Raw genomic sequence first — 14,635 nt, forward strand, 5'->3', positions numbered from 1 at the left:
TATGTATTCAAAATCATATACTCAGCTAAATACAAATCACACTGGTTATATTGCTGGTCGTGATGACGGTATTGTTACCGTTGTTGGTAAACCAGCATCTAGGCATATTTACCTGCTTAGTGCTGATACCTTGCAAGTTATACAGCGCGTAACCTCGCTTAATAGTGGTCATTATATGTTTATTGGGATTAATACTTTGCAAGAGTATTTGGTAATGGTACGCGACCATAAGCGAGAGCTTGAGCCATTTGCATGGGATTATGTTACCCCTGCTGATGACTTGACGGTAGTTGAGCAGCAAGCACTGTGGCAAACTTGGCAGTAACTTAAATTGAGGTGTTAAATGTCTAATCAGTTACGCCTCATACTTGAGCGTTATTTATCAGTGCAGCCAAGAGCTAATAGATTGTCATTGCCGCTTGATCGAAATCTTGGCGATATAACACGCTACAAGTATGTTTTTGCTGATGCGCTACCGCTACGTATGGAGCGGTTAAGTAGCGACCAACCAAGTGCTAATGCGCTGACTTTATCCATGAGTCAGCCGCTAGGTACGATAGCTCCACCGCTATATTTTATATCAAGCAGCTTACCGCTGCCTTTGTCTTTAGAGGTGAGTGAGCAACCGTTATCAAGTGAATTACCGCTAGGTATGACGCGCAGACTTGGCACGGTTGTTGGTGTGCCGGTTACGCCGCCTGACGTTGGTGATGATGTGTCGATTGCTATCACTTCGATAGCCGGTATAACACCGATAGCGTCAGCTACATTTACAGTTGATGAGTCCGAGAATGATGTAAACGTTAGTATTATTGCTTATGGCGGTTTAAACCCTACAGCAAGCGCTACTGTCGGTTATGACTCAAACGTAGAGAGGTCATCTTTTTTTGAGATAGGCATCAAGTTTGAGCAATCAAAAACAACAGGCATTAGTAGGCAGTCAGGCTTTGATAGCACCGCAAGACTTAGTGACAGCGTAACAAGCAAAGTTGAGCAATCAACGCTCCTTGGAAACACAGTACAATCAAGCTTCAATAATAACGATCAGCTGCATATCAATCTTAAATCGAAAGGCGAACAATCAAGATTAATTGGATTAAGGCAAGCGCAGGGCTTTGAGTCTCAAAAACTGATAGGTAAAAGCAAGGCTATTGATACCGAGCAAGCCGCACTGGCTGGTCAAAGTAAGTGGTATGGTTTTGAGTCCATGGCTAGGCGGCAAATTGCCAGAGCGATACGTACTGAGACAACTAAGTTAATAGCAAATAGCAATAGGATTGGCTTTGAAAATAGCGCAATCTTAATTGCGCAAAAAGAAGTGTTGACAGAGTTTGCAAGACTGCCATTCTCAAAACTCAGATATGTACCACCACCATTATCACAGACCGTCATCCTCAAAGAACAAATTATTGAAGGCTGGGAGTGTGGATCGGGCGCATTACGTCACTATGTTTACAATGACGAATTAGTGTTACCGATGACAAGGCGTATCGCTGATAGAGGCGCATCTAGTAGCTTAGCTATGACAATGACGATGCCACGTGGCACGTTGTTGTTATCAGCTACTGATGCCGATGCCATGGACACCTATCTGTGTAAGCGCAAAACATTGGCAGTTAATCCGACGCTTGATGTTGTGATGTGCAAACCAAAAGTGTTTGGTCAATCATCAGGCATGGTGGTAAACGCAAATACTACATTTGATGCAATCGCATTGCTTGTGCTGTTGATTGGCGAAAAAGGCGAGGCATATAAAAAAGGGGTTATATTTGTGACAAATAGTGTGTCATTAACGCGCTCCGACGATGGGCGTGATATTAAGTTGCTAGGCTTTAGCGTTGGCATTGATAGTAATAGCTATACATGGTCATTTAGTGCCACCGTACCGCTATCAGAGCTATCTAAAGTCGATACGGCACATGAGCAACAGATAGGAGTGGACTTTACTTGTAACGGCAATCTGTGGCGCTTTATCTTAGATGGTTGCGATGATAGCGCCTCATTTGGCGAAAGCTCATTAACAATCAAAGGTAAATCACGCGCAATGCTATTGGCGCATCCATACGCTACACATCGCGGCTTTAAGTACGACACACCAATGAGCGCAAGGCAGATTGCAGATGACGAGTTAAACCGCTCTGGTGTACCTAGTGGCTTTACACTTGACTGGCAGTTAGCAGGTGTAAATGGTTGGGATGTGCCAGCCAATACCTACAGCTATACAGGTCGAACGCCCATCAACTCGCTACAATGGATAGCAGAGGCAGCAGGTGGGTTTATCAATGCTCACATGAGCGAAGATATTATCCATGTGTTAGAAAATTATCCAATACCATCGTGGGAGTGGGCAGTGCAAGAGCCTAGCATTAGCTTGCCAATATCACTTATCATCAGCCGCAGCCGTGGTCGTATCAATAAACCTTCTTACAATGGGGTTACGGTATATGGCGAGCGTGACGGTAGTATAGGCGCTTTAATAAAGCGCACAGGTACTAGCGGAGGTTATCAGCCGCCTATGGTTACTAGCGACCTAATAACCGAGCAAGCAGCCGCGATTAGCCGAGGTATATCGATATTGAGTGATACTGGTGATATCGGTAACATCGGTATATCAATGCCACTGCATCAAGATATCGGTGTGCTAAAACCATCGACTTTAATTGAGGTCAACGATGGTGATTCATGGGTTGGCATGGTCAGAGGTACGACTATCACAGGTCGTCTATCCAGCAATCGAGCGTTAGAGATTGACCAGTCCATCGATGTTGAGCGTCATTTTGATAAGGAGGCGACCAGTGGCTAGTGGTAACTTATGGGCGCTATTTAAAGGCGTAACCGAGCAGGGCGCTAAGCAATTAGCAACCGTCACTGCTCGTAATGGCTCAACTTATACCGTCACCATGCAAGGTGGCGGTACTACTATCGTAACAAGCTCTGCTGCTTATGATCTAGGCTCAAAGGTGTTTATTCAAAATGGGCAGATTGTAGCGCAAGCACCCGATTTACCTTATACAGAGATTGACGTATGACAGACATTAAAAAAGACGATAGTGTTAAAACTATCAATGTGGCAGGACAAGAGATTACAATCAAGCGCGTCAAAGTTAAAAACCTAAATGAAGTAACACGAGCATTTACGCCTTTTGTCGCTGAGTTTGAGCGTATCGTAAAAGCAAATAAGGGACTACCTGAGAGCGAGCTATTAGCACTCATTGGCAGCTATACGGATGAAACTGTCATATTAGCATCGGTGCTGACAGACCAGACGCCCACTTTCTACCGAGAGCTTGAGCCGCTTGAAATGCTCACTGTTATGCAGGAGGTTGTCGCCCATAGTGGCGATTTTTTTATGCGTCAGATTTTCATACCCCTAAAACAACTGGGCGCACAACTGGCGCTACTTGGTTCGACAGCTTACTACCATTCTACAAAATCGGATTTAGAGAAGCCGACGTCCTAGATATGGCGTTCGGTGAATGGTGGGGATTGTCCAAGGCATTTGCTAAAGATCATCAGCAGAAAATCAAAGATATGGCAGTCGCTATGCGAGTATCGCAGGCTGATGTGAAAGGCTGGAAAGAGTTTATGAAAGACTAGCGTAACAAAGCACAATCAACTAAGATTGAGTAAATAACATTTTAGGGGTTGGCTGTGAAAAATCTATTGGCTGTATGTCTGGCATTGACGCTGATTGGGTGTGGCGGTGGGTATGACACTATTGATGCTGCCAGACCTGGCGGTGGTATTGGGAATACAGTTACTCAGCCCAATAATCCAGATACGGGCGAAAAAACACGGTGGCAGTATTCATCTACAGGTGATAGTGGTGGCATATTTTCATTGAGAGCAAATAACTATGCGCTTAATTTCTTTTACGACCCCCAGTTTAGCAATGTAAAACATACGCCCTGGATTGAGCTCGAAAAGCGCAAAAGTAGTAGTGGAGCTGTAACTAGCGCAGTAGTGATTTTTGTGAATTCAAACCTATCATGCACACCATCATGCAGAGTAAGTATGAATTTTGACGGTAATCAAGCGAGCTATGAGATGCGCAATAGTATTGATGGTGTTATCGTACCGGTTAATGATTTCACAGCAAGTCAGTTGTTCAATAAATTTACGACATCAAATAGAGCTATTGTAAGACTACCTGTTATTGGGCTGTCTGAGCCGTTCAATGCCAACTTTGATTTGCGCGGTTATGATGTTAATCAAATGAAATTTTAAGCGAGTGATAATATGGCCAATCAAGTTGAACAACAACTCATATTTTGTCCGCGCGAGCAACGTAATACCTTGTTTTATCGCAACACTGAAAGCCGAAATTGGATAATGCATATTATCTTAGTATTAGTGACAGGCGGATTTTGGTTACTTGCCATGCTGTTTATGAAACGTGGTGGTAAGGGCGTTTGGACTTGCAGCCAGTGCGGAAAAGAAATGATAGAGGACAAAAAGGCTGGTAACTGGTTTTAAATAAAATGAAAGGATAAGTCATGAAGGCTGCTAAAGAACAGACGTTATTAGATATAAATTACATGACGCCCGAACAATGGCCAAAAGCTCATGAAGTTTGGGGTGATGACGGCTTTGAGCGCATCAATCAGCTACTAGATAAGGCAGTGCATTTAGTTGGCAGAAAAGCACCAAATGAAGTTATGATCTACGCTGGATTGTCGGAAAACAAAAGCACAGCAGGTAAAAATCCAGTCGTCTTTATCGATTGCGACAGCCTGAGTCGCTACCACATTGATGAGCGCCATATTAAAAACAGTAAGCTACCAAAACCAGATAGGGCAAGCGCCTTTAAATAAACAACGAATAAATTAACAAGCTCACTTTAATTAGTGGGCTTTTTTTATGCCTAAAATTTGAGGTAAGACTATGGCTGGTGATTTGGATTTTAGCGTACAGCTTAGACTATTAAACGAGAAGTTTAATCAAGGCGTCAATCAAGCGCGTGATAAGTTTACTGATTACGCTCAGTCTGTAAAGCGCAATGTTGATCAGATGAATACTGATACTCAGCGCGCTACTACAATGCTAGCAGGGCTTAATAATGTTAGTTCGGACAGACTGACAGCCGAGATACGCGCAACAGCCGACCAATTACGCCAGATGGGTGCAGGCGCAAATCTATCAGGTGAGCAAGTTGAGGCGGCAATGCAAGCGTCAGCATTGCAAGTTACTCGCTTGGCTCGTCAGCTTGAGGTTGCAAGGTCAGAAGCGCAAAGACTTGGCAGTACACCTGCTACTCCAGCACAATTGGCAGAAGCGGCAGCTAAGGTAAATACGCTTGGTGATAGTGTTGCAGCAGCAAGATTAAAGGTTGAGCAGTTATCGCAAACTAATGGTACACCGGCACAGATTGAAGCAGCGAAAGCCAAAGTTGATACATTAGGCTCTAGTCTTGATGAAGCTAGACAAAAAGTGACACAGATGTCACAGACCAGAGGTACGCCTGAAGATATAGACAGCGCTAAAGGCAAGGTTGACAATCTAGGTAGTAGCTTAGCAGAAGCTCGCGCTAAGGTGCTTGCTCTATCTCAAACTAATGGTACACCCGAGCAAATCGAGCAAGCTAAAGTTAAGATCGATAGCTTATCGAGCGCGGTTGATGAGGCTCGATTAAATGTTGAGCGTCTATCACGGACTAACGGTACTCCTGCTGATATCATCGAGGCTAAGGGGCGTATTGATAGTGTCAGTAGCAGTCTGGATGCAGCACGACTAAATGTTGAGCAGTTAAGCCGTACCAATGGCACGCCCAGCGATATCGCACAAGCTAAAGCGAAAGTAGATCTACTGGGCTCAAGCATTGATGACGCTAAGCTAAAAGTAACCGAGTTATCACGTACTGTTGGCACACCTGCGGATATCGCCGAGGCGAAAAATCGTGTCAATGATTTAGGCTTAAGTGTTGACGTTGCCAAGCAAAAAGTAAAGGAGCTGTCTCAAACTAAGGGCACACCCGAGGATATTGAGAACGCTAAGATTAAGATTACAAGTTTAAAAGACGAGCTTGGCTTGGCTAAAGATAGCGTTAAGCTGCTACGCGATAGCAAAGCAAGTCCCGAAGATATAGAAGAGGCACAAAATAAAGTTAAGGCGCTAACAGCCTATATCTCAGGTACACGAGACGAGGTTAAGCGTCTGCGCGAAACCAAAGGTACGCCAGAAGACATAGCACAAGCTAAGACTGATTTCAACAACCTAAAATCTAGCATCACAGAGGCAAAGGAGCAGGTCAAGCTACTATCACAAACACGCGGTACGCCAGAAGATATAGCTTCCGCTAAAGCTAAAGTCAACGAGCTTGGCGATAGCTTAGTAAATGCTAAAAATGAGGTTAAGCTACTCAGTCAATCAAATGCCAGCCCAGAGGATATTGCTGAGGCAAAAGCCAAGGTTGAGGCACTTAAAGCTACGCTAGGCGCTACTCGTGACGAAGTGCGACAGCTAAGCCAGACAAGTGCGTCACCAGCTGAGATTGCTGAAGCACGCGCTAAAGTTGCAGCACTCAGTCAAGACTTATCAGGTGCTCGAACAGAGGCAAGACAGCTCAACCAGACTAGCGGCTCACCCGCTGAATTGATTGAGGCAAAAGCTAAAGTTAATGAGCTTAAAGGTGGGCTGTCTGCTGCACGCGATGAGGTTAAGCGATTATCAGAAACTAATGCCAGTCCTGCTGAAATTGCAGAAGCTAAGGCTAAAGTCGCAGCACTTAAAAACGAGTTAGGCGAGGCTCGAACAGAGGCAAGAACCCTAGGTCAGACAAGCGCGTCACCTGCTGATATAGCACAAGCTCAAGCAGAGGCGCAGCGATTAGGCAGTGAGCTTGACGAAGCAAGGTTGGCGGCTGAGCGCTTAAATAACACTGGTGCCAGTCCTCAAGAAATTGCCGAGGCAGCAGCTAGCATCAATCGTCTAGAACAAGAGCTGAATGATGCACGCAGCGCCAGTGTAAGCCTTGCGAATGAATTATCAGGCGCTATGAACAGAGCGTCTAGTACTGCTGATAATGCACGTAATGCTATCTATCGCATGACAAACATTAGAGTACCTGAAACCATACGCGGTGAGATTGACCAGATCAGTCGCTCATTGGTTGAGTTCCAAAACAACAGTGGTCGCCCTGCTGCTGAGATTGACCGTGTGACTCGTCAAGCAGAGGAGCAAATCAGACGGCTTGAGCGCGAACTAAATGGACTTGATGACACGCAAAATCGAGTAAGCCAAGGCGCTGGCGGTCTTGGTAATAATGTTAATAAGCTGCAGGGTGCTTTTGGTAGCCTGCAAGGGCTTTTGGCTGCCGCTGGGCTTGGCATTGGCGTCGCTGAGATCATTGAGACAGCCGACGCATTTAAAAGCTTAGAAGCTCGAATTAAGCTAGCGACTGGCGAAGGCGCGGCTTTCGTTACTGGGTTTGAAGGTGTCAAACAGATTGCAAACGAGACATTTAGTAGTATTGAAAGTACTGGTGAATTATTTGCTCGAATATCACAAGCGGGTGAAGAGTTAGGATTGGCGCAATCGCAAGTTTTGGAAATCACTCGTACTATTAACGAGGCAATCCAGTTATCAGGTGGCAGTGCTGACGCTGCTGACGCTGCGATCACCCAGCTGATCCAGGGTCTCCAATCGGGCGTCGTACGTGGGGAAGAATTTAACAGTATTATGGAACAAGCGCCACGTCTAGCCAAAGCAATGGCTGACGGTTTAGGCGTGACTCGTGGTGAATTACGAGCATTGGCGCAAGACGGTAAGTTAACGTCAGAAGTGGTTATCAATGCCGTGCAATCTCAAGGTAAGGCCATTGCTGGTGAGTTTGCAACATTGCCGAATACAGTTGCTAATTCACTGCAAGTTGTTAAAAACCAAATATTCAACTTCATAGGAGAGATAGATAAAAAAATCGGTCAGTCATCCAAGCTTGCTGAGGCGATCAGCTATATAGGTGACAGTTTAGAGGATTTAGATCCAAACCTTGTATCAGCTTTGACAGGTGCTTTTCAGAATACGATTGGAGCAGTGGTTGAGCTTGCAAAAGGCATTAAGGGTGTTTACGACACCTTTGGCAGTCTAATTAGCATAATAGCAGGTGGCTCTGCTGATGCGGCTGAGCAGGTTGGACTGATAACAGCAGCGCTTCACGGTCTGAATATTTTTATTGGCTTTATTAAAGATGGGTTTAGCGCAATCGGGGTTGCGGCTGGTTTTGTCGTCGCTAGCTTATATGGAGTTATGTCGGATTTAGCTAATATCGCATCCAGCATAACTTTTGGCGATATATCTGACAGCTTCAAGCAAACGGCTGACGAGCTGCAAGTCAAGTCTAAAGATACATGGGATGGCGCTGAACAAGATATTTTGAACTGGGAGTCGTCAGGGGCGCAAGCCATTACCAATGCTGCCAAGACCGCGAAAGAGCGATTTGCAGAAATAGCAGCAGATTCCGAAGCAACCTACAGAAAAATGGGTGAGGATGCCGAAGCGACCGCTAAGCAACAAGAAGCAGCCCTTGTTAAGTATGCGCTGGATAACATCAAAGCAAATGACAATGTTATCTCTGACAAGCTGCGCATTGAGCTAGCAGAAAAAAATCTACAAGCCGTTATAAGTGATACTGGCAAGGTATCCATTGAATCTGCCAAGGCAATACAAGTCTCGTACACAGAGCTTGGTGCGAGCTTTGCAGAAGTTGCGCTAAAAGCGCAGGAGTCCGGCAAGAGTATTGAGTTGTCATTATCCGAGGCGATACACAAAGCGAATACTCGTGGCGCGGTAGATGATATTGTTAATTCGCTACAAGCTATGGCAAATCAAGGCGTAATCACTGGTGAGCAGCTCGCGCTTGGTCAAAATATAGCTAAAACTCAGTACGAGATAGTTGAGCAGCAGATCGCTAAAAATATGGAAACGTTTGGCGAGTATGCGGCAGGGGTGCTTGCTAAAAACGGCAACATTATAACGGCTGAGTTGCAACACGCAGCGTCGCTCGAAAATCTAGCAATACAGATGGACGAGACTGGCAACGTCATGATTACCGAGCTTGATGCGTCAACGGTCGCTAGTGGCCGCACCAAAGAGCAGATTGACGAATTAGCAGGTGCAGTCGGTATCGGTCTATCAAAAGAGTTTATCAAATCCAGTGCTGGACTTGACGATCTTATTGATGGCTTTGACGACTTAACTGATGCAGGTTATGACGCGGGCGGTGCACTCGTTGACTCATTGACCGCAATGTCTGATAAGGCCAGTAACACGGTCGAAATCGAAGCATTGATCGTTAAATGGAACGAGCTATACAAAGAGGGAAAAATCACTGGGCAAGAGCTTGCCGAGGGCTTGGAGGGAGTAAAAAACCGAGCTGACATACTTAAGGACGGCATCAATGGTGTAACTGAGGCTTACGGCTTATTGGGTTTAAAGACTCGTGAGGAGTTAGCCAAAGACGCAGGTGCTTATACTGACGCTTACAACATTGTTAAAAGAGACGGTCAAGCTACAGCACAGCAGTTAGAAGAGGCGTTTGAGAAAACAGCGAAATCTAACATTGCATCAAATAATGGTGTCGTTGATGCGGTCACTAAGCGTATGGCAGCTGAGCGCGGTGTCACTGTCGCAGTCGATGAACAAGGCCGCGTCACGTTTGAAAAAATGGGTCAGACTAAGACGGCAAACGACAAAGTAACAACGTCAGTCAACAATATCCGCACAGCTTACGATAGCATATCTAGCAGCTCAGGCAGTGCCGGTAATGCCATGGTGCGCGCTGCAAACGAGGCGTCATCAGCTTATGATAAATTGCAAGCCAAGATCAAAGCGGTCAAAGAAGCGCAAGCGGTAGCTGGTGGTGATGAGGCGCTTAAAAACTTACGAATTTACGGCACCGAGAAAGCGCCAGCAGAGGGCAATCAGTTTGGGTCCAAGCTCGCTGTTGAGAACTTTCTAAAATCCGCTGGATTATCAGAAGAACGTGCTATAGAGGAAGCGCGTAAGCTGTATGCAAAGCAGGGAACAAGTGATGGCGCGCTAAATGTTGCTGAGCTGCAAGGTTTTAAAGACGGTCAGGTAATGACTGCCGCTGACATTGAGGAGTTTAAAACAGCATCCGTTTATCTTGCTGAAATTGCAAGCCGCGCGCGTGATGACGACGCAAGGCGCAGTAAGTACGAGGCTGGGTTAAACAAACTACCTGATTCGGCGTTGCAAGCAGTTAGCAATTTAAATAGACAGCCTAACTATGATACGGGTAGCAACAATATTAGCAGCAAGAGTTATAACGTCAAGTTTACACTTGGCGGTATAACGGCAAATGCAAGTGTACCAGAGTCACAAGCAGGTATGTTTGAACGCATGATGCAAGAATTACAAGACAGTAAAGCAATTGCAGGTTACTAGCCACTCACTCGAGTGGTTTTTTTACGACTAAAATTTGAGGGGGCGTTATGCCACAGAACACACCGTTTTTAGAGCTAATCATACTAAAGCTGATGGTATTTCTACCTAAAGTTTTTGCAGCAGTGATTGGTGCAATATTTGGATTGATGCTATCAGGTGACATCGGTAAAGACGGTAAGATACAAGTAAATATGTCAGTGATAGTCAAGTTTACTATCGCTGTCACAATCTCGCTGTTTGGCGGGGCAGCCCACATAGAATTTATGGGTTACCAAGATTATAGCGTTATGACACAGGGCGCAATCATGCTCGTCTGGGCAGTGTTTGGCATGTTAGCCATAGGCATTGTTTATCAAGCCGTAGCCTTATGGCAGGGCAAAACGATTGCTGAAGTAATCAAAGAGATCAAAGACGCAGCGTTTGCGATATTTGGCAAATAATTATCGACATTAAATAACGCCCCTTAATCGGGGCTTTTTTACGTCTGGAGTAAAGCATGAGTAAAACACTGACAGAGCAGCAGATCAAAGATGCTGCTAACAAAGATGGTATCGGATACGCAGAACTAAAAACAGTTATTGAAGTTGAGGCTCGATCAAGTGGTTTTTTCAGTACTGGCGAACCAGCAATTTTATTTGAGCGTCATAAGTTTTGGGAACAGTTGGGCGCTATCAAATGGTTTACCTGGCGTTTGCGTATTTTGGCCAAGCACCCAAGAATTTGCAATCCTCTTTCTGGTGGTTATGGTCGCTATAGTGAGCAGCATGACAAGCTACGCATTGCAACAAGCTACAACCGTGACATTGCATTGCAATCTGCTTCATGGGGTATCGGGCAGGTTATGGGTTATCATTGGGAGGCACTAGGCTACCCATCACTACAATCATTCATCAACGATATGTATGAAAGTGAAGCTAAGCAGTTAGAAGCTATGATACGTTATATCAAGGTCAATAATTTGGTTGATGAGCTCCAGCGTCATGACTGGGCAGGTTTTGCACGAGGTTATAACGGCAAAGCATATGCTAAGAATAATTACGATGAGAAACTACGACAGGCTTATAGTAAGTACGTTTGATTGACCATGCCTAACGAAAAGAGCCCTGCCAATAGGCGGGGCTCTTTTTTTATGTCTGGAATTTGGTCTAAACCCGTCTAAGTTGGTCTAAATAGTCAGCCCATTTTTGCATCATGTCACGGCGTTCATCTAAAAATATTGTTCTGTTATAAGCACGTCCATGCATGTCTCTAACATTGTGGCCCAGCTGCATTTCTACCAAGTTTTCAGGGTACTTCAATTTCTCAACGATCAGCGTTCTAGCCGTGGCCCTAAAACCATGGATGGTTTGTTTGGTCCCATCATAGCCTAATCGCTTGAGCGCTTGATTCATTGTATTTTCGGACATTGGCTGTACGGTCGTATGAATAGCAGGGAACAGGTACTTACTGCGAGCATGTAGTGATAACTCTCTGATCAACTCAATCGCTTGTGTTGGCAGTGGAACAATAAGCGATAGACCAGTTCGTCTTTGCGTCTTGCGAGGCGTAAACGTCCAAGTACCTTCGTCCAAATCGAAGTCATCCCATAGCGCATAACGCAATTCACCAGAGCGCACAAATAGCATGGGCATTAATTTAATGGCTGTGCGTACTTCAAAGCTGCCCTCATAAGTATCAATAGCATTGAGTAATACACCAAGCTCTTTTGGGTCCGTAATTGTTGGATGGTGAGTTGTCACTGATGCTTGTAATGCCCCGATTAAATCTTGAGTTACATCACGCTCACACCTGGCAGTCTGCACACCATATCTAAATACTTGACCTGCAATCGTCCGCATCTTAATAGCTGTCTCGTAGTACCCTTGCGCCTCTGCACTGCGGCACGCTTTCAATACATCAATAGGTTTAATATCAGTAATGACCATATCACCAATGTGTTTATTTAGTCGCTTAAGCTGTCTGTTATTATTTGTGATAGTAGCAGGGCTTACATTGCGCTTACGGCTCATGTAGTCCTCTGCTATCGCTGCAAACGTGTTGTTAGACAATAGCTCTTGCTCACGTTCGGCATCTATTTTCTGTTGCTGAGGATCAACACCTTTAGCTAACATCGCACGTATCTGTTTGCGCTGCTCACGAGCTTGAGCTAATGACACATCAGGATAAAGGCCCAATGTGATAGTTGCTCGTTTTTTACCAATAGGCCGAACATAATCCATGCGCCATGACTTGGCGCCCAACTTACTGACATACAAATAAAGGCGACCGCCGTCAGCCAACTTGTACGGCTTGTCTTGTGGCTTAGCTTGTTTCACCTGTGAATCGGTTAGCGGCTTTATGATTTTAGCCATTTTGACGGTATCCTATTTGGCGGTATCGGTGAATACCGTCTATAATACCGTCATTTAATGTATAGATAAAGACAACTAAAGACAACTAAAAACGTCTAAGCAACAAAAAACCCCACAACCAAAGGGTTATGGGGCTCTAAAGCAAACTAAAAATATATTTGATGGTGCGCCCACCAAGACTCGAACTCGGATCGATCGCTTAGGAGGCAACTGCTCTATCCTGTTGAGCTATAGGCGCATTTTGGAATAACATTGTAGGAAAAAGCGCTCATAAAAGCAATCAACAAAAGATAAATAGAGCTAATTTGTCCTTACTTGCCATTACTTAGGGCGTCAGCGACATTTACAGTATTGGTATTTGATGTTTTTTGTGCACGTGATGTTGGATTAAATAAGTCATCTACGCTATTTTTATAACCTTCGATATTATAATAATCGTACTTTTCTAATATATCTTGCCCCGTGCTCGATAGTAAAAAGTTACGGAAGTTAATAGCAGCAGTATTCTCTGTCAAAATCACCCCTTCAAGCGTTTGCTTATCTCTCAATGCATAACTGAAAGAATTTAGGGTACGTGCCTCTGCATTATCAATCTCAACAGCATCAGTCTCAGCAGTATCTACTTTTTCATCATCAGTATTACGGATATTTGCTTTGTCTTGGTTTATTTTATCTTGAGCGGATTTTAGCTCTGTTTGTAACGGTGTGAGACGGTCTGCAGACAAACTGTCGTTAGCGATGATCATGTCTACATTAGTTACTAATTCTGTGCGTTTATTATGGCTAGAATTGTTATCTGATAATGTTAAGAGGTCGTTGGCGGGTACATAACTTGCTAACACCTGCATATGAGGGTAACGAGATTCGAAGCTAACGATGATATCGTCCAAGGGTGCTTGCAAGTTCTCTTCTGCCTTTATGTACAAAGTACTGTCGGTGAGGGTATTCACCTCGTCCTGAGTGGTGGCTGACGGTTCATTTGCATTTGCCATGATCGGTAGTGGATCTATATTTTTACGATTACTGCTCCACAACCAAGTAAAAATAGCGATAAAGATTACTAGCAGCAATAAAATTAGCCCAGCCAGTAGCAGCTTGTAGTCTTTCATATATTACAGCTCTTTTATTAATTGGTTTGTGTCAAGTTTACATAAAATACGGGATTTGACGTATGTTTTAAAGCTGTTGATGCAACACTTCATCTGCTAAGTCCGCAAGCATATCTGCAAAAACATCGGTTTCTGAATCAGGTAAAAGTTTTTTCTCGTTATTATTCTTATGACTAACTGTATTATTTTGATTGAATGGCGCAGGTTGCTCGTTTGAAGGAGAAGTAAGATTATTGTTAATGGCTTTTACTTGGTGTGCGGCCAATGGCGATTCGCCCATCGCAAGCTTGTCTTTAAGCCATTTAAAACCATGGACTTCCCACCATGCCTCAAAGCGTGGCAGCGTGCTACCACGCACCGCGACAGGTAGATTCAACGTTCGTAGTTTTTGTGCGAGTATAGGGTCTTTGATGGCTTGATGGATGCTCAAATAAAGCGAGCTACTATCATCGGTATAGGGCTGTCTATTTTGCCATGATCTATCGTCTATTTTCATGCGCGGCAATGCCCACAGCTCACCGCGATAGTATACAACATATAAACGTCGTTTAGGATGAACGAAAATGGCATCAATGGGACGCAAGGGCATAGTATTAAGTTATTCCATTAAAAAGGGTTATGGATATAAAAATTACAACAGTTGATTTGACAAAGATACTGAATATTTGATTCATAAATATGAGGCATTATAAATGCGACACTATCTGTCGCAAGATATTATAATAGTGGCACGCGTACTAGTAAACGATAGCTATCGATGGCACACTAATA

General features: G+C 44.3%; 14 protein-coding genes and 1 tRNA gene. 11 read left to right on the plus strand and 4 right to left on the minus strand.

Annotated features, from left to right (window positions below; genetic code table 11):
- The first annotated feature begins 1 nt into the window (after position 1).
- From JMX93_RS11095 to JMX93_RS11145, 11 genes are all read left to right on the plus strand, one after another.
- Positions 2-325 carry a hypothetical protein gene (locus tag JMX93_RS11095; RefSeq protein ID WP_499204762.1) on the plus strand — a complete coding sequence of 108 codons (324 nt, stop codon included), beginning with the start codon at positions 2-4 and terminating at the stop codon, positions 323-325.
- An 18-nt stretch (positions 326-343) separates the two neighbouring features.
- A complete protein-coding gene (locus JMX93_RS11100) occupies positions 344-2,803 on the plus strand; it encodes a hypothetical protein (RefSeq protein ID WP_499204763.1) in 2,460 nt (819 codons plus the stop codon).
- Positions 2,796-3,029 (plus strand): hypothetical protein, encoded by a 234-nt coding sequence (locus tag JMX93_RS11105; protein WP_499204764.1) that lies wholly within the window; start codon positions 2,796-2,798, stop codon positions 3,027-3,029. The genes JMX93_RS11100 and JMX93_RS11105 overlap by 8 nt, the downstream gene beginning before the upstream one ends.
- Positions 3,026-3,460, plus strand: a complete 435-nt coding sequence (locus JMX93_RS11110; protein WP_443557261.1) for a DUF6631 family protein — start codon at positions 3,026-3,028, stop codon at positions 3,458-3,460. Before JMX93_RS11105 ends, JMX93_RS11110 begins: the two co-directional genes overlap by 4 nt.
- A gap of 2 nt (positions 3,461-3,462) precedes the next feature.
- Positions 3,463-3,597: a hypothetical protein gene (locus JMX93_RS11115; protein WP_318260515.1), complete on the plus strand. Its 135-nt coding sequence runs from the start codon at positions 3,463-3,465 to the stop codon at positions 3,595-3,597.
- 54 nt (positions 3,598-3,651) lie between these two features.
- Positions 3,652-4,227 (plus strand): hypothetical protein, encoded by a 576-nt coding sequence (locus JMX93_RS11120; RefSeq protein WP_499204765.1) that lies wholly within the window; start codon positions 3,652-3,654, stop codon positions 4,225-4,227.
- Positions 4,228-4,239: 12 nt separating this feature from the next.
- Positions 4,240-4,476: a hypothetical protein gene (locus JMX93_RS11125; protein ID WP_443557263.1), complete on the plus strand. Its 237-nt coding sequence runs from the start codon at positions 4,240-4,242 to the stop codon at positions 4,474-4,476.
- A gap of 20 nt (positions 4,477-4,496) precedes the next feature.
- Positions 4,497-4,814: a hypothetical protein gene (locus JMX93_RS11130; RefSeq protein WP_499204766.1), complete on the plus strand. Its 318-nt coding sequence runs from the start codon at positions 4,497-4,499 to the stop codon at positions 4,812-4,814.
- Positions 4,815-4,884: 70 nt separating this feature from the next.
- A complete protein-coding gene (locus tag JMX93_RS11135) occupies positions 4,885-10,404 on the plus strand; it encodes a tape measure protein (RefSeq protein ID WP_499204767.1) in 5,520 nt (1,839 codons plus the stop codon).
- Positions 10,405-10,451: 47 nt separating this feature from the next.
- A complete protein-coding gene (locus JMX93_RS11140; RefSeq protein WP_095568777.1) occupies positions 10,452-10,844 on the plus strand; it encodes a hypothetical protein in 393 nt (130 codons plus the stop codon).
- 56 nt (positions 10,845-10,900) lie between these two features.
- Entirely contained in the window at positions 10,901-11,482 is a 582-nt protein-coding gene (locus tag JMX93_RS11145; RefSeq protein ID WP_499204768.1) for an N-acetylmuramidase family protein, read from the plus strand.
- A gap of 67 nt (positions 11,483-11,549) precedes the next feature.
- On the opposite strand, the gene JMX93_RS11150 is transcribed toward JMX93_RS11145, so the two are convergent.
- The 4 genes from JMX93_RS11150 to JMX93_RS11165 form a co-directional block, all read right to left on the minus strand.
- Entirely contained in the window at positions 11,550-12,755 is a 1,206-nt protein-coding gene (locus JMX93_RS11150) for a tyrosine-type recombinase/integrase (RefSeq protein ID WP_499204769.1), read from the minus strand.
- A 162-nt stretch (positions 12,756-12,917) separates the two neighbouring features.
- Positions 12,918-12,993, minus strand: a tRNA-Arg gene (locus JMX93_RS11155).
- Positions 12,994-13,066: 73 nt separating this feature from the next.
- Positions 13,067-13,864 (minus strand): hypothetical protein, encoded by a 798-nt coding sequence (locus JMX93_RS11160; protein WP_499204770.1) that lies wholly within the window; start codon positions 13,862-13,864, stop codon positions 13,067-13,069.
- 67 nt (positions 13,865-13,931) lie between these two features.
- Complete coding sequence (locus tag JMX93_RS11165; protein ID WP_443557271.1) at positions 13,932-14,453, minus strand: hypothetical protein; 522 nt, start codon at positions 14,451-14,453, stop codon at positions 13,932-13,934.
- Positions 14,454-14,635: the final 182 nt, after the last annotated feature.

Source organism: Psychrobacter muriicola 2pS (assembly GCF_904846535.1).
Lineage (GTDB): Bacteria > Pseudomonadota > Gammaproteobacteria > Pseudomonadales > Moraxellaceae > Psychrobacter > Psychrobacter aquimaris.